The sequence below is a fragment of the Halobacillus faecis genome, from assembly GCF_007991335.1.
GTDB classification, from domain to species: domain Bacteria; phylum Bacillota; class Bacilli; order Bacillales; family Halobacillaceae; genus Halobacillus; species Halobacillus faecis.
In genome coordinates this window covers 100,139-123,068 of the sequence record NZ_BJYD01000012.1, presented here as the reverse complement: position 1 = coordinate 123,068, position 22,930 = coordinate 100,139, and the positions used below count along the sequence as shown (strand labels likewise).

General features: G+C 44.3%; 20 protein-coding genes. 7 read left to right on the top strand and 13 right to left on the bottom strand.

The genetic code is table 11. The features are described 5' to 3' along the window. Nucleotides 1-370: 370 nt before the first annotated feature. The gene (locus HFA01_RS07105; protein ID WP_146814645.1) at nucleotides 371-1,642 is read right to left on the bottom strand and encodes a COG3650 family protein; all 1,272 of its coding nucleotides are present in this window, start codon (nucleotides 1,640-1,642) and stop codon (nucleotides 371-373) included. 260 nt (nucleotides 1,643-1,902) lie between these two features. Here HFA01_RS07105 and HFA01_RS07100 point away from each other — a divergent pair, with 260 nt between their 5' ends. From HFA01_RS07100 to HFA01_RS07090, 3 genes are all read left to right on the top strand, one after another. Next, complete coding sequence (locus tag HFA01_RS07100) at nucleotides 1,903-2,454, top strand: DICT sensory domain-containing protein (protein ID WP_146814643.1); 552 nt, start codon at nucleotides 1,903-1,905, stop codon at nucleotides 2,452-2,454. A 62-nt stretch (nucleotides 2,455-2,516) separates the two neighbouring features. Next, nucleotides 2,517-3,128 carry an ECF transporter S component gene (locus tag HFA01_RS07095; RefSeq protein ID WP_246139289.1) on the top strand — a complete coding sequence of 204 codons (612 nt, stop codon included), beginning with the start codon at nucleotides 2,517-2,519 and terminating at the stop codon, nucleotides 3,126-3,128. Beyond that, nucleotides 3,125-4,348 (top strand): methyl-accepting chemotaxis protein, encoded by a 1,224-nt coding sequence (locus HFA01_RS07090; protein WP_146814641.1) that lies wholly within the window; start codon nucleotides 3,125-3,127, stop codon nucleotides 4,346-4,348. The genes HFA01_RS07095 and HFA01_RS07090 overlap by 4 nt, the downstream gene beginning before the upstream one ends. A gap of 188 nt (nucleotides 4,349-4,536) precedes the next feature. On the opposite strand, the gene HFA01_RS07085 is transcribed toward HFA01_RS07090, so the two are convergent. Together HFA01_RS07085 and rlmH are read right to left on the bottom strand one after the other, a co-directional pair. Further along, nucleotides 4,537-6,372: a M6 family metalloprotease domain-containing protein gene (locus tag HFA01_RS07085; protein WP_146814639.1), complete on the bottom strand. Its 1,836-nt coding sequence runs from the start codon at nucleotides 6,370-6,372 to the stop codon at nucleotides 4,537-4,539. Between the two features lie 376 nt (nucleotides 6,373-6,748). After that, complete coding sequence (gene rlmH / locus HFA01_RS07080; RefSeq protein WP_146814637.1) at nucleotides 6,749-7,228, bottom strand: 23S rRNA (pseudouridine(1915)-N(3))-methyltransferase RlmH; 480 nt, start codon at nucleotides 7,226-7,228, stop codon at nucleotides 6,749-6,751. 162 nt (nucleotides 7,229-7,390) lie between these two features. Between rlmH and HFA01_RS07075 the strand changes: the two genes are divergently transcribed. Beyond that, complete coding sequence (locus tag HFA01_RS07075; protein ID WP_146814635.1) at nucleotides 7,391-7,696, top strand: hypothetical protein; 306 nt, start codon at nucleotides 7,391-7,393, stop codon at nucleotides 7,694-7,696. Nucleotides 7,697-7,806: 110 nt separating this feature from the next. Here HFA01_RS07075 and HFA01_RS07070 read toward each other — a convergent pair whose 3' ends face one another. From HFA01_RS07070 to HFA01_RS07030, 9 genes are all read right to left on the bottom strand, one after another. Further along, nucleotides 7,807-9,090 carry a GntP family permease gene (locus HFA01_RS07070; protein WP_146814633.1) on the bottom strand — a complete coding sequence of 428 codons (1,284 nt, stop codon included), beginning with the start codon at nucleotides 9,088-9,090 and terminating at the stop codon, nucleotides 7,807-7,809. An 18-nt stretch (nucleotides 9,091-9,108) separates the two neighbouring features. Continuing rightward, a complete protein-coding gene (locus HFA01_RS07065) occupies nucleotides 9,109-10,287 on the bottom strand; it encodes a thiolase family protein (RefSeq protein WP_146814631.1) in 1,179 nt (392 codons plus the stop codon). Between the two features lie 18 nt (nucleotides 10,288-10,305). Further along, nucleotides 10,306-11,082, bottom strand: coding sequence for a 3-hydroxybutyrate dehydrogenase (locus HFA01_RS07060; RefSeq protein ID WP_146814629.1), 777 nt, complete (start codon nucleotides 11,080-11,082; stop codon nucleotides 10,306-10,308). Between the two features lie 12 nt (nucleotides 11,083-11,094). Next, nucleotides 11,095-11,775: a 3-oxoacid CoA-transferase subunit B gene (locus HFA01_RS07055; RefSeq protein WP_146814628.1), complete on the bottom strand. Its 681-nt coding sequence runs from the start codon at nucleotides 11,773-11,775 to the stop codon at nucleotides 11,095-11,097. A gap of 18 nt (nucleotides 11,776-11,793) precedes the next feature. Further along, nucleotides 11,794-12,489: a CoA transferase subunit A gene (locus HFA01_RS07050; RefSeq protein ID WP_115823022.1), complete on the bottom strand. Its 696-nt coding sequence runs from the start codon at nucleotides 12,487-12,489 to the stop codon at nucleotides 11,794-11,796. A gap of 204 nt (nucleotides 12,490-12,693) precedes the next feature. After that, nucleotides 12,694-14,058 (bottom strand): sigma-54 interaction domain-containing protein, encoded by a 1,365-nt coding sequence (locus tag HFA01_RS07045; protein ID WP_174787810.1) that lies wholly within the window; start codon nucleotides 14,056-14,058, stop codon nucleotides 12,694-12,696. Between the two features lie 163 nt (nucleotides 14,059-14,221). Further along, nucleotides 14,222-15,496: a M48 family metallopeptidase gene (locus HFA01_RS07040; protein WP_246139288.1), complete on the bottom strand. Its 1,275-nt coding sequence runs from the start codon at nucleotides 15,494-15,496 to the stop codon at nucleotides 14,222-14,224. 65 nt (nucleotides 15,497-15,561) lie between these two features. Beyond that, entirely contained in the window at nucleotides 15,562-16,029 is a 468-nt protein-coding gene (locus tag HFA01_RS07035; protein ID WP_146814624.1) for an NUDIX hydrolase, read from the bottom strand. A gap of 174 nt (nucleotides 16,030-16,203) precedes the next feature. After that, complete coding sequence (locus tag HFA01_RS07030) at nucleotides 16,204-17,307, bottom strand: endonuclease (protein WP_246139300.1); 1,104 nt, start codon at nucleotides 17,305-17,307, stop codon at nucleotides 16,204-16,206. A 287-nt stretch (nucleotides 17,308-17,594) separates the two neighbouring features. Between HFA01_RS07030 and HFA01_RS07025 the strand changes: the two genes are divergently transcribed. Next, nucleotides 17,595-18,956, top strand: a complete 1,362-nt coding sequence (locus HFA01_RS07025; protein WP_146814620.1) for an FAD-dependent oxidoreductase — start codon at nucleotides 17,595-17,597, stop codon at nucleotides 18,954-18,956. Between the two features lie 262 nt (nucleotides 18,957-19,218). On the opposite strand, the gene ltaE is transcribed toward HFA01_RS07025, so the two are convergent. After that, complete coding sequence (ltaE, locus tag HFA01_RS07020; protein WP_146814618.1) at nucleotides 19,219-20,241, bottom strand: low-specificity L-threonine aldolase; 1,023 nt, start codon at nucleotides 20,239-20,241, stop codon at nucleotides 19,219-19,221. A gap of 247 nt (nucleotides 20,242-20,488) precedes the next feature. On the opposite strand from ltaE, the gene HFA01_RS07015 reads away from it, so the two are divergent. Together HFA01_RS07015 and HFA01_RS07010 are read left to right on the top strand one after the other, a co-directional pair. Then, nucleotides 20,489-21,829 (top strand): alanine/glycine:cation symporter family protein, encoded by a 1,341-nt coding sequence (locus HFA01_RS07015; RefSeq protein WP_146814616.1) that lies wholly within the window; start codon nucleotides 20,489-20,491, stop codon nucleotides 21,827-21,829. Between the two features lie 108 nt (nucleotides 21,830-21,937). Then, on the top strand, nucleotides 21,938-22,639 hold the full coding sequence (locus HFA01_RS07010; protein WP_146814614.1) for a DUF2306 domain-containing protein: 702 nt from the start codon (nucleotides 21,938-21,940) through the stop codon (nucleotides 22,637-22,639). Nucleotides 22,640-22,930: the final 291 nt, after the last annotated feature.

The following is a 22,930-nucleotide window of genomic DNA, read 5'->3' as shown; positions in this document are numbered from 1 at the left end:
GTGTGATCCTTCTTTCTAGTTGTGAGATGGAAGCTTTATTCTTTTATTATATAGGAATGTGAAGAGCATACAAAAATCCTGCTTTCCTTGCTTACTGGCTTTACAGCAGGAAGCGTAGGGACATTTATCCCCATTACATGAAGTTTAGATCATGGACGATATGATAATATTCTTCTATATTATTTCGTAATTATCTTTTCAAGATATGTGCGCGACATTCCGCCCGTATGGTGGGTTTAAAATTTTCTACAATAAAGATGAGTCGGTGATGACATCAGAAGAAGTGGGAAACTCGACCCAAGCCAAGCGGTTGTGAATGACCGATAAAAAGTGCCTGTTCCCTTAATGGGGAGCAGGCACTTTTTATTTTTCACTCTACCTTCAATTGAATCCCTTTGCTCTTCGCCAAGTCGTCGGCCACAATAGCTACCCCTTCCACTTTAGTTCCCGGTGTGACTTTCGGCTGGACAGATGGGTTCAGAGGATAGGTTTTACCATCAAACTTAACCTGAGCGAAAAAGTCTTCCATTCCCCCTCCAGTCACATACATAATCAGATCCCTATAGGCCTTAGTCGTTGTATTGGATACAATGACTGGGTTCCTAACAAGGGAGAATCGAGAAAGTACTTGATAGGCACCCTCTTGTTCTTTAAGAATGACAGCACTGCATCCACCCGTTCCACAGACCAATGGTCCAACTAAAAAAACGAAAACCTCTTGTTCCCCATCGTTATTCAAATCGATTCTATTATAATAATATCTGATGTTTTCTTCAGATAGTTTGAAATTATATTCCCCTTCAATAGCAGCTTCCAATTTTAGATCCCTTTCTGTTTCTGAACAAACATAGGTGAGCGAAGAAAAATCGATCCCTTTTTTATTGGAAAAATCTTTATACTCACAAAGACTCCTTTTTATATTCATGAGTTCATCCCTTGAAGGATAGGGATATTCAAATGCTAAAGCACGAGCAATAGACTTGTGAGCTTCCGATTTACGTCCTAACTTTATTTGGGCATCAGCTAAATAATACCAATACGTAGAAGAATCATATTCTCTTAAAAGGGCGCTGTAATACTGCTCCACCTTTTTAAAATAAGAGGGATACACGTCTCTCGCCCTCTCAAACCCTTCACGACCTAAACGAAAAACCTCTACACTGAAAGCCAAACCGGTATCATGCTTCCATAGAGCGATTTCGTAAAGTCCGTCTCCTTCTGGACCGGGATCCATGTCCTCCACATCAATCATACTGAAGTATTGATGACCTTTAACTAAATCTTTAAACCCTCGATTTTCCCATTGGTAAACGCTCAGGTCTGCCCAAATGGATCCTACTTGCCAACCGACAAGGATGTTGTATTCGTTTCTGTTTTTTAGTGGAGCCGCCCCTAAGGACTTGATGCCATACCCTTTACCTTTTTTCGTGTCAGCGACGTACCATCCATTCGGTTCTTGCTTCAAAATCATCAGATAGTTTTCACCGCGCCAATAGTAGATGCCTGCGATCTCCAGGACTCCATCCCCATCATGATCAGTGCTTAATACGGCCGGCTTGGGGCTGGGTATTGCAAGATGAGCCATGGTGGCTGTGGGAGGCAGGAAACGTTTGAAGATACTTGTAGCATCTTTTCCATCCATAAGGTATCACTCCTTTATTAATCAATATACGTAAGAATGGATGCGCCTTCCCAATTTTATGATCGCTACAAGGCTATCTTACGCGGCTAATACCGACTCTTTGGGATATCACCTACCCACTTAAAAAAATAATTATTCCAAAATAACGTTTACCTAGGGTTTTACAGGGTATAAGTTATCCATCAGAAGTCCTATTTTTTATATCTGATCCATTTGGGATTAAGGATAAAATAAAACATTTTTACCAGGAGGATAATCATATGAACATTAAAGAGCTATCTTTATTCAATGAATGCTTTGGAGCTGTAGAAGGGGAAACGCAGAACCTTGGAAATGCACACCTTTCCCGGATGCAAGCGAGCTCAATTAAATTCGAATCTAAAGTTCCCCAGCTGGAGTACATGTGCTTGATGATGGAAAACATGGTCTTGATGAAAAAGTTAAAAGGGAATGTTTACGCCGGATTTCAAAAGTTTTCTCGGGCTAAAAATGTGATTGAACGCTTCCAGGCGATGACCGAATACTCCAATGTGTACATATTTGGCGAAGAGGATGCACCTGTCGATCCAAATGACGGCATCCATTACATTGCCCTACCACCAAACAGTGAATTAGTCAGAGAATGGTTTCTCGTCATTGACGCTCCAAACTTTAAATCCATGATGGTTGCTTATGATTTGGATGGATTTGGAGTCCACGAAGTAGAGGAAGGACGTAATTTTAGAGGCGCTAAATCTTCCAGCCCCAAAGTCATTAACCATGCGTCCAGCTTATTGGAGAAACATACGAAGCCCATCACAGAACTTGCTTGAAAATTCCTGGAGGGGGGAAGGCATCTCTCCTCTTTATTTTATTTAAGGAGATGAACACCCACATGACCACACCGTCCAAATTACAACGTATGACAACCATCGGTATTTTGTCTGCCATCAGTGTTTTACTTTATTACATCAAGTTTCCCGTCCCATTCTTCCCTCCCTTTCTCACTTTGGATGTGAGTGATATTCCAGCCTTAGTCGGAGCGATCACACTCGGACCTGTAGCAGGGATTCTCATTCAGTTCTTAAAAAACATCGTGGACTACATATCCCATGGCAGCTACGTTGGGTTACCCGTAGGGCAAATCGCCAACTTTTTATCAGGGTCTTTAATGGTAGGATTAATTGGGGCATTTTACCACTTTAGAAAAAAGATCCATATAAGCAGTTACATCTTATCTGTGCTTCTTTTTATAACATCTATGTATCTCTTGAATTACTACTTTATCCTGCCTTCGATCATGAATCTCATGGGAATCAGTGAAGCACAATATGTAGAAGGGTTCACCCAGTTCAACCCAATGGCCACAGACTTTACGACAGCCGTTCTTTTCGTTATTCTTCCTTTTAATTTAATAAAAGTTGCCATGGTCTATTCTATTGGGCTCCCTTTCTCTTTACGTTTACAACGCATCATCCAACCAGGAAGGAAGAATCTAGCCGCATGAAAAAGAATACGATCCAATCCCCATGGTTTCACGCAATGGTCATCTTCGTGTATGGAGTTGGGAGTTTCTCTATGCCTTTTTTCTTGTCGCCCCTGTTAAGTGGCGTAGGATTCTTGATAATCAGTACCCTTATCGCATCCTCCTATTGGTTAGAGATGAGAAGAAAAAAAGAGAGCCATGTCGAAGATATTCAGGCAGAAGCTTTGCCAACAGTGGACCATCAGTCGATCACTGCTTCATTGGAAGAGTTGAGACATATAGAAGCTCACAGTGAACATTTGAATACAATGAACCAACAGTCTTCGGAAACATCCGAACAAGTCAACCAACAACTAATGACAATGGTAGAGAACATTCAAACCGAACAAGATCATCTCAACGATTTTCAAAAACAAATGGAAACCATCCAGGGTATGATTGACTCTTTAGGAAACACGATCAAGACATCTGCGGAGACCTCTAAAACCGTACGCAACCTCTCGACCAGCGGGAAAGAAAAAGTCGATGAATTCAATGCTGTCTTCTCAGAAATCCTTCACGCCACAGAGCAGTTTGGAAATTTTAATGAGAGACTACTTTCTCAAATGAAAAAGGTCACAGAGGCTCTCGGATCCATTGAATATATTTCAAACCAAACCAACCTACTAGCTTTGAATGCATCCATCGAGGCCGCTCGAGCTGGTGAGCATGGGAGAGGATTTGGCGTGGTCGCTGATGAAATACGAAAGCTTTCCGCCCAGGTGAAAGAGAGTGCAAGCGATATTGAGACGGTAATCAGTCATGTCAATCACAGCATTGCAGAGCAAAAGCAGTCGTATCAAACCGAAACCATAACATTATATGTGGGGAAAGAAAAAGCAGAAGAAATGACCCAGATCTTTGACGAGGTGTTGGGTAATATTTCAATCCTCTATCATCAATCGACTCAAGTTCAAGCCCTTTCCGATGAAGTCTTGGAAGAAAAACAGGCAACGCAGAATAAATTTAATGCCATTCATGAATTGACCGTTCAACTTTCTGCACACACCGAAGGATCTTCAGAAAAAATTATGGAACAGCAAGCTACTATGATGGAACTGGACATGACAGCTATGACGATGACACAGCACATCCAAGAAGTGAAAAAAACTCTCCAGCAGTATAGATCGAACACAGAAAATGTTCGTTGGTTAAGGCCTAGTGAAATAAACAAGCGTAAGGAAGAGAAAGTTAGCTCCTAACCTTCACTTTCCATAAGATATATCATTATCGTTTAAGTGGGGATAGAAGATTTTCTATCCCCACTTAAACTTTTGTTTTACAGTTTATGATAATATGAAAGCTTCTTTGAATAAGACCCTTAAATTTATAAGACTAATTAAAAATTCTGAGTCTAGCATTTGCTAGACTCAGAATTTGGTTGGATTATTTATTTTTTCTTTCCTTCATTTGTACTGTAGTAGAATTTTGCAGAAATTGAACCGTCTTTGTTTTCCACGATATCTGTTACGTGAATTCCTGAATCAGCTGGAGTAGATCCATAGCCTTTCCAGAAATAGTATGACCCAGTATGAACATTTGAAGAGTTTGGTTTTAATTTAGAACCTGTCTTAAAGAAGTCACCGGCATCTCCACGGTTCACATTTTTCTCTAAGTCATATTTTCCATCAGCCTGAAGAACAGACAGACCATAATGCGTTACCTCTGTACCATCAGTCGCTACAGCTGATTGATTATACTGGAATCGCTTGTTCATCCAATTCTCAACATTATTCGGACGGAAGCCAGTTGATTGATACAATTCAATAATGTTCTCATCAACATGCCATGCGACTAATCCGTGAGACTCCTCTCCTTGACGGATTAGTCCTTTGTTAAATCCACTTTGTTGAACATTTTCGAATAAGAAGTACTCTGTACCATTTGACCCTGGTACTTCCATCTTCACGATGCCATTATCAGCTTCAGCTTTATCTATAGAAGGTAACGTTATCTCCTTCACGCCATTTTCAGCTGTTACAGCAATCGGATTTGCCCATCCTAAGAAAATTTTCGAAAAAGGATCAAAGTGAGTAGGAGAGTTTCCAGAGAATTGGGGAGCATTTGGATAGCGCATCCAAGATCCACCTGCCATCATAGAGTAGTTTCCGACACCTTCAGAAGAGTAAGCGGTATCATAGAAATCCGGCAAGCCTAAAGCGTGACCGAATTCGTGGGCGTACACACCTGTTTGTGCCGGGTATGGACCTTGTTTTAACGCTTCATCATAACCACCATTCACAAAGTCATAACCAGCAACATTTCCACCAATCCCTGGCTGAATGTTGTAGTTATTTACTATAACCCCATCATAGGTCATATCGTTTGCGACAGTCTTATTAATCCACTCACCCTGAGATAATCCCTCATACTTCTCAGCAGTTACTCCTGTTTCATAATATTTTCCAAAGTATAAGGCGCTTAACACGTTCCATTTATGAGACCAGAACTGGGCAGGGTCCCGGCTGAATTCAGCACCCGTTCCTTCATGAATGACGAAAATGTTTGGCACTTCTCCATCTTCCGCATATTTGGAGAAATCCACTTGATCATCGGCAGCTTTTAGTAAATCACGGATAAATTCACCCGTATGGGCATCACCGTTAGCATTTCCAAGTACGTATGTACCATTCTCAGCATATGTTCCTTCCTGATCTAAATAATAGGAAGCGCCTTTCGGTAATTCAACCCAGGCAAAGTCAGTGTTTTCTTTTCGAACGAGGTTAACTGCCCCATTGCTAGATTCTTTATAAACGTTTTGCATTGTACGGTCTTTTGGAACATCTTCTCCATCATATTGCTTAAATACATCTAATTCATAAGGGTTATACTCATCTCCAAAAATTAAATCCTCGTAGTATCCAGCTGGAATTTGACCTTCCATATCACCAATCGGCTCATCACCATCTTTGTACTTGGCTAATAAAACTAGTACCGGTACATCACCTGTCGTTTGATTGTAGGCAACATGATTGTCACCAGCCTGCTGAAATTTCGCTCCAGCATTTGCAATTTTTTCAGCGGGATCCGCTTTTGAAACATCCACCCCTAATTCTTTCGCCTTCTCTACTAAATCTGGCGATGCCCCCACGTAATGAGCTGGACTCAAACCATATTCACTGCTAGTTTCCTTAGTTGCAGGACCTTCATTCATTTGGAATCCTGCAACAGCTACACCTCCAGCAAGTCCCAGAGCTAAACCTATCTTTGATAGAGCTTTTAACAATCCTACCACTCCTTTATATTTGGTACATTCCAAATATATCAGAACAGTCTGTCATTAGTTAGGTTTATCGTTTTACAGGATTCTACAAGCTTTTCGCGTAATAACTTTCTAGAGAGAAAAACTATTAATTTTCTGTTTATTTCAGCTTGAATTGACATATTAAATGTATTAAGAGTTTCTATATATTATATACTTTTGTCGATAATTCCATGAAAGTTTTTCTCGTTCTTCTAGGATAATATCACTTATAAGAGAATAATAAATACATACTCAAGTATTAACGCACTTAATCATTTCGTGAACCTTTCTAATTAATCATTGTTATCAGCAAATCCGCTTGAATATAATAATTTTTTAGCCATTCTTCGTTTCACTACTACTTATGATATGGCTCGTTTCGGATAATCTTAAATGCACGATACACCTGCTCAACCAGCATCAACCGCATCAACTGGTGCGGAAACGTCATGTTCGAAAACGACAACCCATAATCACTTCGCTCCAGGACCTCATTACTCAACCCAAGCGAACCTCCAATCACAAACGCTACTTTACTCTTCCCGTACGTAGCAAGCTCATCCATTTTCTTCGCCAGCTTCTCGGATGTGAGCTGCTTGCCTTTAATTTCTAATGTAATGACATATGTATCCTGCGAGATCTTTGAAAGAATGCGTTCTCCTTCTTTTTGTTTCACTTCCACCATTTGCGCTTCACTTAAGTTTTCTGGTGCTTTTTCGTCTGGGACCTCAATGACATCTACTTTTGCATAGGGACCTAGTCGTTTCACATATTCTGCGATTCCCTGCTTCAAATATTTCTCCTTCAACTTCCCAACACTAATGATCGATATCTTCATGCCATATTCCTCCGTCAAGCTTATTTGTCTCTAGTGTACCACGAAGGGATTTCCATAATTAGACGTACCAGGTCATACATAAAATGGGAATTATTCATAAGTGTCCATGATCAACATAGACATGGATTGTAAGCCATTAATTCCTAAAGAGGAGATGACTGCATGAGTGAATTCAAAAAGAACAACGACTCTAGGGAAAATGAGCAGGCAAAGAAGAAAGATGATGGGTTTGTAAAAGGGGTATCCAAAGAAGCCAATGACTTCATTCATAATACGGTCGACACTTCTGGCAAGATCATTAAGTCGATTACGGGTGAAGGTGGATTGATTGGAAAAACGGTGGATTCTTCCGGTAATATCGTTAAGAAAGCCTCTGAGAAAGGCTCAGATGTCATTGGAAAGACTGTGGACAATTCTTCCAAAGCGTTTAAATCCATCAAAGATAAGACGTTCAACAGAAAGAAATAGGCCGCATTACAAAGGAACCCGGGTTTTGCTGGGTTCTTTTTTTATATCAAACAGACCAGGTCATCCAATATATGGATGACCTGGTCTGTTAAATAATGGTTGTTTGACTCTTATAGAATTCCAATCGTGTTTAATAAAATAACGAAAGCAACAGAGATCACCGGAATTAGGACAGCAACGACAAAGATATCTTTATAGCTGTCTTTGTGCGTCATTCCTGTAATCGCAAACAGTGTCAAAACCGCTCCGTTGTGCGGGAGCGCATCGAGACCGCCGGAGGATAAGGAAGCGACACGGTGGAAGGCTTCCGGGCTGATGCCTGTGTTCATGGCAATCTCATAGTACTTGGATCCCAAAGCTTCAAGCGCGATTCCCATTCCGCCTGATGCGGAACCGGTTGCACCTGCGAGCACGTTAACAGCGATTGCTTCTGAGATCAATGGGTTTCCTTTGATGCCCATCAGCAATTGTGTCAGGTTGGCAAAGCCAGGCACTTCACGTACAACCGTACCGAAGCCGACCGCGGCACTCGTGTTGATGATGGCAATGACAGAACCGCCCGCTCCACTGTTCATGGATGGGATGAACTTCTTGTACATTGTTACATTCAGGAGCATGATGAGTACGATTCCCGAAATCAATGCCGTGACAACGTCCCAGTCTAATAGATTCAATGTAAGAAGAACCGTTAATAATGGCAAAAGGGACAAGAAGAAGTTCGGTGTTTCATCAGGTTGATCTATTTCTTTCTTTTCTTTCGGTTCAGTGAAAACCTCTCCTTGAGCGACAAGTTTCTTCTCACGCCACCTCAGGTAAAAGTAACCTCCACCACCCATGATGATCCCCGCGATTATACCCATGACAGGGGCTGCCATGGCATCCGTCTGGAAGTATTCCATCGGGATCAGGTTCTGAATTTGCGGTGAACCCGGAAGAGCTGTCATCGTAAACGTAAACGCTCCTAATGCGACAGTAGCAGGAATTAGCTTTCGACTGATGTTCGCTTCACGGAACAGGGATAATGCCAATGGATAGACTGCGAAAACAACAACGAACAGGCTGACTCCACCGTACGTCAGAACTGCGGCAGATACGAGCACCCCTAAAATCGCACGCTGTGTACCAATCAATTTTGTAAAAGCGACCGCGACGGATCGGGCCATCCCTGTGTCTTCCATCAGTTTTCCGAAAATGGCTCCGAGCATAAAGACCGGGAACCAGTCTTTAGCGAAGGCGACGAATCCGCCCATGTATGTATCTTTATAAGCTTCGAGTAGATCAAGACCGCCGGTGAGGGCGACGACACCAGCTGCGATGGGCGCCACCCAAATGATTGACCAGCCTAAGTAGGCGAGGGCCATCAATACGGCAAGTCCGAGAAAAATTCCGAGCATGGTTTTTCCTCCTTATGTTTATTGAGTCTCGACGACCATGGCGATGCCTTGACCGCCGCCGATGCATAACGATGCGACGCCGTAACGTCCACCTCTTCGTTTAAGTTCCTTGATCATCGTGTACAATACACGCGTGCCGCTTACGCCGATCGGATGACCGAGGGCAATCGCTCCCCCGTTGACGTTCACTTTGTCACGGTTGAGACCCAGTTCTTTTTCAACGGCAAGGTATTGAGATGCAAACGCTTCGTTCACTTCGATGAGGTCCATATCATCAAGTGAAAGCTCTGCTTTTTCCAATGCCTGACGAATCGCTGGTGCAGGACCGATACCCATGTATTCAGGCTCAACGCCGGCAACGGACCACGAAAGGATCTTAGCAACCGGCTGAACATTGTGATCGCTCACATAATTTTCGCTTGCTAAAACAACAGCACCCGCTCCGTCATTAATTCCACTCGCGTTCCCGCCTGTCACCGTGCCGTCCTTTTTGAAGGCAGGCTTCAGCTTGGATAAGGATTCAGGGTTCGTGTCTTCACGAATATGCTCATCTTGATCGACTACCTTTGTGCCTTTACGTGTCTTAATTTCAACAGGGACGATTTCATCTGCAAATTTTCCAGTGGAACGAGCTTCCGCTGCAAGCTTGTGGCTGCGTGTCGCATACTCATCCTGTTGTTCTCTTGAAATTTCATACTTCTCCGCAAGGTTTTCACCGGTTACACCCATACCCGCTCCGATATACTCATCCGTCAAGGCGGCCCAGAGCATGTCGTCAACTTTCGGTGTACCGAGCTTGGTGCCAAAACGGCTGCCGCGCATCGCGTGAGGGGCAAGGCTCATGCTTTCCACACCACCAGCTAAAGCCGTTTCCCCTTCCCCAAGCTGAATGGACTGGGCTGCCGATATGACGGATTGCATGCCAGATCCACACAAACGGTTGACCGCGAGAGCCGGGCTTGTGTGCGGCACGCCTGTTTTCAAGGAAATGTGGCGCGCTAAGTAAGGTGCATTTTGCGAAGAATGGATGACATTCCCCATGATGGTGAGATCGATATGTTCTGCGGAAATACCGCTTCGTTTCAATGCTTCTTTACTTGCTGTTACCCCTAAATCGGTCGGGTCGACGTCTTTCAGGGAACCTCCGAACGTGCCAAATGGGGTGCGGGCCCCTTCTACGATATAAACTGGTTTCATGTGAAAATCCCCTTTCGTTTATTGAGTCGTATAACCGCCATCAATGACGACTGCTTGACCTGTGACCCCTTTAGCCTTATTGCTTGCAAGGAACAACGTGTAATCCGCAATTTCCTGAACGGACAAAAGACGTTTTTGTGGAACAAGCGGATAAATGACTTCTTCCAGCGCTTTTTCTAAAGAAACGCCACGGTTTTTAGCCAGATCCTCCAGCTGATTGCGCACAAGTGGCGTGTCGACGTAACCTGGGCAGACCGCATTGACGGTAATTCCGTCTTCTGCACCTTCAAGAGCTGTCACTTTCGTAAGACCGATCACCCCGTGTTTCGCACTGTTATAGGCAGATTTTCCAGCGAATCCGATCAGACCGTTGATGGACGCCATGTTGATAATGCGGCCGAATCCTTGTTTCTTCATAATCGGGAAAGCATGTTTCGTTGCCATGAACGGGGCAACCAACATGATTTTCGTGATCAATTCGAACTTTGCTGTTGGAAAGTCCTCAATGGATGCAACGTGCTGCAATCCGGCATTGTTGACGAGTACATCAAGACGGCCGAATTTTTCTACCGTTTCATCGATCGCACCCTGAATCTGTTCTTCTTTCGTCACGTCACAGACCAGTCCGATTGCCTGGAAACCTTCCTGATTTAAGCGATCCGCTGCTTCTTTCACTTTTTCTTCGTTAATATCGCTGAGCGCTACTTTTGCTCCGTTGCGGGCGAATTCGGTGCCGATTTCATAGCCGATTCCGCTCGCTGCACCTGTAATGAATACCACTTTATTTTCAACCATGGGTGTTCCTCCTTATTTGCTGGATGGCATTTTTAAAAGTTCGTCACTGATGATAAGTTCTGCTTCTGTTTGTTCTTTGATTTCGTCTACCGACCATCCTTCAGCTATTTCAACGAGCTTCAATCCTTCGTCCGTTACGTCGATGACAGCACGATCAGTAATGATGCGGTCGACGACGCCTTTTCCTGTAAGTGGCAGTTTGCATTCCTTTAAGATCTTCGGATCGCCGTGTTTGTTAACATGATCCATGATAATGACGACCTTTTTTGAACCGTGTACGATGTCCATCGCACCACCCATGCCTTTAATCATTTTTCCTGGGATCATCCAGTTGGCAAGGTCTCCGTTTTCTGCGACTTCCATCCCGCCTAAAATGGCTAAGTCAAGGTGTTCCCCGCGGATCATGGCAAACGATTCCGCACTGTCGCAGTAAGCAGCACCGACAGACGCCGTCACCGTTTCTTTTCCGGCATTGATTAAATCCGGATCGACTTCATGCTCATAAGGCGAGCGGCCGATACCCAAGAGGCCGTTTTCCGATTGAAGCACGACTTCTTTATCCGGCTGGATGTAGTTCGCGACCATGGTCGGCATGCCGATTCCAAGGTTTACATAGTAACCGCTTTCAATTTCCTGCTCTGCTCGTCTGGCAATCATTTCGCGGATTGCCGCTTTGTCTTTTTGTACTGCCATTGTTCATCTACCTCCTATTTATGCTTCTGCTTTTACCGTATAACGTTCAATGCGCTTCTCCTGCTGGCCTTCAATCAGTCCTTGTACATAAATGCCTGGCGTATGAATCGCATCGGCTTCCAGTTCACCCGGTTCGACAAGTTCTTCGACTTCTGCAATCGTCACAGCACCAGCTGCCGCCATCATCGGGTTGAAGTTGCGAGCGGTTTTGTTGTACACGAGATTTCCGTGACGGTCTCCTCTAAAGGCACGAACAAGACTGAAGTCTGCCGTCAATCCTTCTTGTAAAAGGTATTCCTTACCGTTAAATGTACGTACCTCTTTCCCTTCCGCGATTGGAGTACCAACTCCCGCTGGTGTGTAAAAGGCCGGGATTCCCGCTCCACCTGCACGGATTTTCTCAGCTAACGTTCCTTGAGGCGTAAGTTCGACTTCAAGCTCACCCGCGAGTACCTGACGTTCGAATTCCTTGTTTTCTCCGACGTACGAGCCTATCATTTTATCAATCTGTTTATTTTTCAAAAGTAGTCCGAGTCCCCAATCATCGACACCGCAGTTGTTGGAGATGACCGTCAAATGCTTCACGTTCGATTCGACAAGGGCAAGAATCAAGTTCTCCGGTATTCCGACGAGCCCGAATCCTCCTACCATAATTGTTGAATGATCCTTTATATCTTTCACAGCTTCATGAAATGATGAATAAATTTGTTTCATGAGTCTTCACACTCCCTTCACTTATTTACATGCAAGTTTCATGCCAACTTTACGGTATTGATGCATCAAGGATTTTGAATCTTTTGTGAAATCTTTTTTACGGATTTCTGGAATAAGGCGCGCGCATTTAATGAAAACCCTTACATAAGCGCATAAAAAGAACCATTCCAGAATTCCGGAATAGATTCCTGATTTCTGGAATGGTTAGAGACTGTATTTCTTTACTTTGTCGTATAAAGATGATTTTCCAATGCCCAGCCGTTTTGCAGCCAAACTTTTATCCCCATCTGTTTCCTTCAACACTTTTTGAATCGCTTGTTTCTCGGTCTCTTCGACTATTTGTTTCAGCGTTTCCGCCTCGTGAGAAGGAGCAGATTCTTTTTGAAGATGGGCAGGAAGGTCTTCATATTGAACCGCTTCTCTGTCGGTCATATGCACCGCTGACTCGATGACGTTTTCAAGCTCACGGACATTGCCCGGCCAATGGTATTTGTAAAAGACGTCCTCGACCGCTTTCGAAAACTCTTCCACGCGTTTGCCTGTACGATCAGATATTTTCTGCAATAAATATTTGGAAAGGATTTTAATGTCCCCTCGTCTCGTACGGAGGGGAGGGATATCAATCTGGACGACATTGATCCTGTAAAAAAGGTCCTCACGGAAGCGCTGCTCCTGAATCATTTCTTCCAGCGACTGATTGGTCGCAGCGATGATACGGACATCTACTTCCTGTGGCTGAACCGCTCCCACCGCTTCAATTTCTCCTTCCTGGAGAGCGCGCAAAATTTTCACCTGAGCTCTTAAAGGCATGTCCCCAATTTCATCCAGAAAAAGCGTCCCGCCATGGGCGAGCTGGAATTTTCCAGGCTTGCCACCTTTTTTCGCACCCGTGAACGCCCCGTCCTGATAGCCGAACAGCTCTGCTTCGATGAGATCCTCCGGGATAGCCGCACAGTTCACTTTCACAAAAGGCTTTGTGCTCCGCTCGCTGAGGTGATGGATGCTGTGAGCGAAAAGCTCTTTCCCTGTTCCACTCTCTCCTCGCAAAAGAACAGAAACATCGCTGTGTGCCGTTTTACGAATCTTTTCTTTTAACTGTAAAACGTCAGGAGAGCTTGTAATGATGTCATGCAAGGAGTATTTGGCCCCGTTTTGCTGCTGCATTTGATTACGGTAGGTTTCAAGCTCAAGAAGCAGATCTTTAATATGTGTGTTCATAATTTTCCATTCATCCGTATCACGGAAAAGAACCATACCGAGGGCACCGATCACCTCACCGTTTTCCCAAAGTGGAATGCGATGAGCAATCATATAATCGCCACGGATCTGCTGAAGGTCAGCCATTTCTTCTTCTCCAGTATCCGCCACGATATGCATGCGCGTATTTTCAATGACGTCCGTTACATGCTTTCCTTTCACCGTTGATTGATCGACATCAATGAACCGGCAGTAGCTTTCATTCATATAAGAAATGCATCCTTCACGATCAACAACGACAATACAATGTTCCACATTTCCAAACAACGTCTCAAGCACTTGATTCCGGTAATCTTCAAGCATAGAAAGCATCCCAGACCCTCCTTTTTCTTCCTATTTAACATGATAACGTTTACAAACTCATTTATTAAGAGTCTATCAGAATCCCCGTGCACATACTAGATACAACCTAAAAAATGCCACACCAGGTCATCCATATTCTGGATGACCTGGTGTGGCATATATTGTAAGTTCATCACTCTTCTTTCACATCAATGCCTTGATAAGTTTCAAGCATATGAATGCGTTCCATCATGGTAGGGTGTCCGTAGCGTAAATATTTGACGAGCGCAGGTGGGTGCACATCGCTCAAACCGTTCACGGTAAGCTCCTGGAACGAACCGATCGCCGCATCCGGATCGCGGGTCATTTCAATTGCGTACTGATCCGCATCCGTTTCGGCATTTCTTGAAATAGCAAGCTCCACTGGACTGAATAAGAACGAAAGGAGGGTAAGGATAAGGAAGAACATAGGTAAACTAGAAATATCTGATACCCTCGTAAACCCAAGCCTTTCTCCCCATCTGCGCGTCGCGTATCGCAATAAATGATAGGTGAAATAAAGGCCAAAGAACGTCGCGACAATGACACCGGCGAGATTCCAATACAAGTGATTCATGACATAATGGCCGATTTCATGCGCCATAATAAACAACACTTCATTTTCCTGAAGACGATTCAGTGTCGTGTCCCAAAGCACAATTCGCAAATTCGAACCAATTCCGTTCACGTAAGCATTCATACTGTTCGTCTTCTCAGACATATTTACTTCATACACCCGATCAGCTGGAACATCTGCTTCATCCGCCAGCGTGAGGATTTTCTCTTCAAGCTGCTTATCTTGAAGCTCAGTAAAATCATTGTAAAGCGGATCAATGACGACCGGCTGTAAGTACATCATAAAAAATAAAAACGGGATCATGAGCACCCAGGCGATCAACCACCAGCGCTTTTCAAACTTTTTCATAAGGAAGTAAAGGACTGTGATGAGCAGGGCCATAATGATGAATCCGATCCAAAATCCGATCAGCTCATCGCGCATCCAACTGGAAAAGCTTTGTGTGGAAATGCCATATTCCACAGACAACCATCGTCTGGCGTAATCCAGTGGGAACAATAGAATCGTTGTCAACGTCTGCAGGAGTAAAACAAAGATCGGGATTTGAATGACGCGGAAACGGGAAATCTGCTTGCCAAAATTTCGAAAAACCACCGAGGCACCGAAAATCATCACACCAAGATAAATCATCCACTCAAGTGGCTCTCCGAGAAAAGATAAAAAGTTCTGATACCTCGAATACTCCTGACTAAGCTCAAGCTCCTTTTCTGTCATGAATGTCGCAGGATCCGCAGCAGTTCCTTCATAGGCTGGTGGAACACCGACATCGGTCCACTGGAAAAAATAAAGGCCTAGCAAAAGACCATAAATGACATACAACACGAGCGTCCAAGTGACGAACTTCTTCTTCACTTCCCCACCTCCGAAAAATAGGACTCGTACCATTGTACGAGCTTATATGAGTGACTAGAACTCCCTTATCCTTTCACAACGAGATGCGATGTTTCACATGGAACATTCCTTAATGCTTTTCCGAGAAATGGCGGTCGTACTTCAATTTCTTTCAAGTCTGCTAGCGGGATCCATTGATAGATCAACCGCTCCCCTTCAAGTCCATAGAAAGGTCCTTCTCTGAATATCGCTTCTTCTGTGTTTAATAAGTAGTAAAAAGCCACCTCATGCATATCATCCCCGCGGTGTTCAAAGAACGTCTCCGCCATCCATACCGTACGTTCTACCACAACAGCATAGCCAAGCTCCTCTTCCATTTCCCGAACGATTGTATCTTCCGACGCTTCCCCGAGTTCAATGCCTCCACCCGGAAGCGCCCAATACGTGTCATTCACCTGTTTATGTAGAAGCACATGATCGTTTTCTATTAATATACCAGCCGCTCGATAGTTGAACCGCTGTCCATCCACCTTGAACCGAACATCCCTCGCCATCCAATCCCCTCCTGAAAATTCTCATACCCTATAAACTACCACACCCAAAAACCAAACTCCTGCATCGGTGGAATAACATATCCAAATATTGTTGTACCAGGTCATACAGATATTGGTAATTAAAGCACCAAAAAACCGGACCTGAATTGTGGTCCGGTTCTTTCCTTTATCCATTTACCAGATCTGTTCAACGTATTCCGGATGATCAATGAAAGGATTACGATTCCCCTGATAATCCTTAAAGATGACTTCATTTCGGTTTTGTTCAAAGGCGTCGACAGGATCCTGCGCATGCCATTCCTTCAATATGGATAGCTTTCCTAAGTATGGACCGCTCGTCCCTACATAATCGGCAATTTCCAGATCCAATTCCCCCTGATCTCCCTCATAACGGACGGCCATATAAAATATCATTCGTGCGACGTCCCCTTTTACCTCGTCACGAGGCTCCCAGGAATCACCATCATAATACGTGCCCGGCGCTTCGTAAAAAGCAGATCCTCCTTCATCAAAGTCCAGATTACCGCGAGCTGAATTAACGGTTACATCCGTTGGGCGGAGGTGATGGATATCTGTCCCTGCTCCCATTGACGTCCCGAAATCTCCATGTGACTTCGCCCAGACGTGCTCACGGTTCCAGTCATCGACATACCCACCGTTGTCATACTTGCTGTAGGACTTTCCGGAGTATAAAAGCAGTACATTGTCCGGGTTTGATGGATCTTCATCTGTATGACGCAGGGCATCCCACACGTTGGAATAAGAAAGCTCGGTATGGTCATCAATGATCTCATGAAGCGATTGTTTAAGTGCATATCCTGTCAAACCTTCGGCCGCTTGATAGTAGCTGCCTGTGTATGTACCTCCATTGTCGCCTCCGCCATCATCCCCAGAAACTTTGGAGATCAAAGTTACGTATTCAATGCCCTGATGCGAGAAATAATCATCCCTCGTACCATCCACCCTGATTTTCGTACCCATCAATCCAGGATTGTTTTGCAGGCCGTATTGACTACGATACTCCGAATCCAACTTCACAAAAATCATGTTGTCCACCTTAGTTTCGGATGCATCATCCGCCAACGCTAAAGCATAATTACTCGTGAAATTGCTCTGTTCAACCGTATCAATGTTTACAGGAACCCCCACAATATACCCTTCTACAGATACATCTGTTCCATTCGGGGTGTACAAAGCATCGCCTACGGTTATCGTTCCAGCAGCCTGAACACCATGAGCAGATAAAATAAAGACAAGACTAAAAACAAAAACGAACATCCTTTTCAAATGAAGCACTCCCTTTATAGAAATTAGACCTTCGCCTACCTTTTCCATGCCGGGTATGAATATCCTTCAACTACCCGCAAAATTAATACAAACCTCACAAACCATTAACACTGCATCTATAAACTTTCCAAAATATGTATGACCTGGTCACACATAATAAGGAAAATTATTATGTGAAACATTGAGCAAAAGGGTTGTTTTTCGAAATGGACCGTTTTATAATAGAACCATATTCAACATGTGAAATATTTCACATGTATATTCAAGGAGGATTCACCATGAAAATTGCTGTTATTGGAAGCACACACGCAGGTACCGCTGCGGTTACGAATATGGCGAAACTGTACCCTGAAGCAGACATTACGGTTTATGAAAGAAATGACAATGTATCCTTTTTATCTTGTGGGTTAGCGTTATATGTTGGTGGAGTCGTCGAGGATCCGCAAGGGTTGTTTTATTCCTCCCCCGAAGAATTACAAAACCTTGGTGTGACGATGAAGATGCAGCATGACGTGGAACAGATCGATACAGTCAGAAGAACGATTGAAGCCACAAACCTTGTCACAGGTGAAAAAGTCTACGACACATACGATAAACTTGTGATGACGACAGGTTCCTGGCCAGTCACCCCTCCTATAGAAGGCATCGGACTTGATAACATCCTGCTTGCTAAAAACTACCACCAAGCAAACACAATCATTGAGCGAGCAAAGGATGCGCAAAAGGTGACTGTCGTAGGCGCTGGCTATATTGGTGTCGAGCTTGTAGAAGCTTTCGAAAAAGCAGGCAAAGACGTCACACTCATTGATGGGGCAGATCGAATTTTAAACAAATATTTAGATGAAGAGTTCACCACTATGGTTGAAGACGATTTCAAATCACGTGGCATTGAGCTTGCATTGAACGAAACGGTCCAGCGTTTTGAGGGAACCAACGGCTCCGTTTCTACCGTCACAACAAATAAGGAGACCTACGAAACAGACCTTGTCATCCTTTGCGTCGGTTTCCGTCCAAACACGGATCTTTTAAAAGGAAAAATCGAGATGCTCAGCAACGGCGCCATCAAAGTCAATGAATATATGCAAACGAGTGACCCTGATATTTTTGCAGCCGGCGACTGTTGTGCCGTTCCTTACAACCCAACGGGCGGACATTTGTATATTCCACTTGCGACGAATGCTGTTCGTATGGGAACATTAGCTGCTCGCAATTTGATGGAGCCGACGATGAAACATGTCGGAACCCAAGGCACATCAGGTCTTCACATTTTCGACCTGAACATGGCTTCTACTGGACTAACGGAGACTTCAGCTCAACTTTTAGACATCCATGTGAAAAGTATCACAATTGAAGATACTCATCGTCCAGGCTTTATGCCGACAGCAGAAAAAGTCATGCTGAAAGTGACGATCAACCCAGATACCCGCCGCATTCTTGGTGCGCAAGTCATTTCCAAAGCGGACGTGACCCAATCCATCAACACGATGAGCGTGTGCATCCAAACGGGGATGACGATCGATGAATTGGCTTACACGGATTTCTTTTTCCAACCGCACTTCAATCAGCCTTGGAACTTCCTGAACAAAGCGGGTCTCGAAGCACAGTCCCAGGAACCGAAACAGTTACCTGAACTTGTATAATAAATGCCCCCATGGATGCATCCATGGGGGTTTGGCTATTTTCGCTTATTCAATTCTTTTCTATATCGTTTCATTCTTCTCAAATCCTTGCCAAGCTCATCCAGCGGAATACCATCAACAAATGAATCTTTGTACAACATCTCAGCAAATTTTTCATCATTGACCGACGAACCTCGTCTGACCTTATTTGCTCGGATGTCCGCTATGAAAGCCACCTCCTGGGTTTATTGCCTAACTATACCCTATTCACAAAAAGATAACCCTAATACTGATAATGAGAAATAACCATATCGATCACCTGGTCAATCTCTCTTTCATTCACATCATAATTCGTAACGAACCTGACCGTAGTGGGACCAAAAGGCACAGCCAGAATACCAACTTCCTTCAGCTTATGTAAAAAGGATTCCGCGGTCTCTCCTAGCCCATCCACATGGACGAGCACGATATTCGTTTCCACCTTTTCGATTTTCAGACCTTCCACATGCCGAAGACCATTGGCCAGTTGCCTTGCATGTGCGTGATCCTCTGCTAACCGGTCGACCATCTCGGTTAAGGCCACATATGCAGGTGCAGCAACCATGCCAACTTGGCGCAAACCGCCTCCGAGACGTTTTCTCCACTTTCTCGCCCTTTGAATAAAGTCATAGGAGCCAGCAATGATTGAGCCGACCGGTGCACCCAACCCTTTGGACAAACACACCTGTACCGTATCGGTCTGGTCCGCGTACCGGTGCAACGAGGTGCCTGAAGCAACAGAAGCATTGAACAAGCGTGCCCCATCGAGGTGGACAGGAATCCCTGCTTCTCTAGCCACTTCATAGATCGCCTGCATATTTTCAAGCGGCACGACAACACCACCCGCTTTGTTATGAGTGTTTTCGAGACAGATCAAGCTCGTTTCCGGAAAATGAATATCGTCAGGCCGAATCGCTGCTTTCACGTCCTCAGGGTCCATCACCCCACGTCTCCCTTGAATCGTCCGAGGCTGCACGCCAGCGAGTGCCGACATCGATGCCCCTTCATATAGAAAAAGATGGGCGTTCGCTTCCAGAAGCACTTCATCCCCAGGGTTGCAGTGGGTTAAAACGGCAATCTGATTTCCCTGCGTGCCACTAGTCACAAACAAAGCAGCCTCTTTCCCGAGCATTTCCGCCGCCTTGTCTTCAAGCTTTTTCACAGTAGGATCTTCTTCGTACACATCATCGCCGACTTCTGCCTCAAACGCCGCCTGGCGCATTGCCAGCGTCGGTTTAGTCACGGTATCACTTCGCAAATCAATCATAAATGCTCCTCCTTTTTTTACTATTGTACGGAACTTCCTCAGCATTTGGAAAGCATTAGCGGTGACTCCGGATACTTAAATATCGTTGTGGATTTCTAAAATAATTGTGTCGAATTCCTAAATAGCTTTGTCGAATACTAAAATAATGCTGTAAATTCCTAAATAACATTTCCTCTTGTCTTAAAACGCTTGCAAGTGAGATACTCTTTTTCATGGTCATATGTTAAAGAAAGAAAGGATCTTACCCATGGAACAACTTACCAACGTATTCATAGAGATTAATAGCTTTTTATGGGGACCAGTTATGCTTATTTTCCTGCTTGGGACAGGCGTATGGCTGACGTTCCAACTGCGCTTCATCCAGGTCCGCTCCCTCGGACAAGGATTCAAGCAGACGTTTGCTCCCCTTTTTAAAAAAGAAAAAACAGAAGGGATTCACTCCTTCAAGGCACTTGCCACTTCGATTTCTGCGCAAGTGGGAACAGGGAACCTCGCTGGTGTCGCGACCGCCATCGCAGCCGGTGGTCCCGGGGCGATTTTTTGGATGTGGATCAGCTCCTTTTTCGGGATGGCAACCATATTCGCAGAAGCCGTTCTTGCTCAGCTTTATAAAGTGAAAAAAGGAGACCAGGTCCACGGTGGCCCTGCGTATTACATCCGAGACGGGCTTGGCAGCAAGTGGCTCGCGGGATTCTTCGCTATTGCCATCATCATCGCCCTTGGATTTGTCGGGAATATGGTACAATCCAACGCGATTACGACCGCGATGAACGAAGCGATGGGTTCAAGTTCCTTCATGCTTAACCTTGGTCTCGGAGTCGCCGTTGCCTTTTTCATTGGACTCATCTTATTTGGGGGCATTACACGGATTTCGTCCTTTGCTGGAAATGTCGTACCGGTTATGGCCTTGCTCTATATTATTGGAAGTCTCATCATTCTGGTGAACTTTTGGGACCAAGTGCTTCCAACACTGCAACTCATTGTTCAAGCCGCGATCAGTCCTGAAGCAGCCGGTGGTGGTGTCCTAGGTGCTACTATTAAAGAAGCGATTCGCTACGGAATTGCACGCGGCCTCTTTTCTAATGAAGCCGGCATGGGTTCGACTCCACATGCGCATGCAATCGCAAACGTCAAACGGCCATCCCATCAGGGACTCGTTGCTATGGTCGGTGTTTTCATCGACACCGTCATCATTTGTACGCTTACAGCCATGGTTATATTGATTACAGAAGCCCACCAGACAGACCTGCAAGGAAGTGCAATTACACAGGAAGGATTTGCACGCGGCCTGGGAGAGTTCGGCATTCCGTTTATCGCAATCTGCCTCTTATTCTTTGCCTTCACTACGATTCTCGGATGGGCTTATTTCGGAGAAGTGAACGTGAAGTTCTTATTTGGTGAAAAAGGAGTTCCTTTGTATCGCGGTATTGTATTGATCTTCATTGTGGCAGGTTCGCTTGTCCAAGTTGATTTCGTATGGCAAATGGCCGACACGTTTAACGCGCTTATGGTGCTGCCAAACTTAATTGCCATCCTCGCATTAACTAAAATCATTAAGAATACATGGAAACAAGATCAACTCCATTAAAAAGACCGGCGCAAGCCGGTCTTTTTTTGTAAACGTCTAGTAAAAAAGGAGGGGAGAAGCTTCTTAAGAGCGTATATATAGGAGAAGGTTAGGAAAGGAGCGGTGTCTATGTTATTATTTTCAATCATGCTTACCGTCCATATAATCGCAGGATTCAGCGCCCTTGGCGTTTTTTGGATCCCTCTTGTAACGAAAAAAGGAGGAAACATCCACAAAAAAGTCGGCTGGATTTACGTTACGGCCATGTACACTGTAGCAGCTACAGCTTTGTATATGGGAGTCTATCGCATCTTTTTCGATTATACGGTACCAGAAGCGCGAGCTTTTTCCTTTTTCCTGCTTTTCATCGCTACTTTAAGTGCAGCAACGGCATGGATGGGAATCCGCGTCCTGCGCTTTAAACGGCGTACAGAGAAACACCGCAATGGATACGACCTTGGAATTTCAGCTCTGCTTATCCTAATGTCAGCCATCACTATGGTGTTCGGCTGGATCTACGACTTCCCATTGCTACAATACTTCCCCATCCTGGGAATCATACTTGGTGGAGGACAACTGTATTACTGGCTGACCCCTCCGCAAAATAAAATGCACTGGTATTTTGAGCATTTCGGAAATTTGATTGGCTGTTCCATTGCTACTCTTACAGCCTTCACCGTCTTTGGTGCTCCACGTTTGTTGAATATATCAAGCATCAGCATCTGGTTATGGTTGGTGCCTACCGCTATCTTGACGCCATTGATTTATACGTTTAATTGGCATTACCGAAGGAAATTCAAAATCCAGAAAAGGAAAAAACAGAGCGCTTAATTAATTATCGTTTGTCGTTACCATTAGACAATTTTTGATGGAATGGAACAATGGAAAACAAGAAGAAACAGCGTGCAAAACCCGCTTGCATTTATACACATGTGGAAAATTCAGACTAACGAGAATAGTTACCCACAATTGTCCACAGACTTATGCACAAACCTTGTAAATTTTCTGATATTCACAGCTTTCCCCTGAATATAAACAGGTTATCCACGGAAATTATCCACATATACACAATCACTGAATCTATATGGTGGCGAACATATTTTCTGATACCATATATGACAC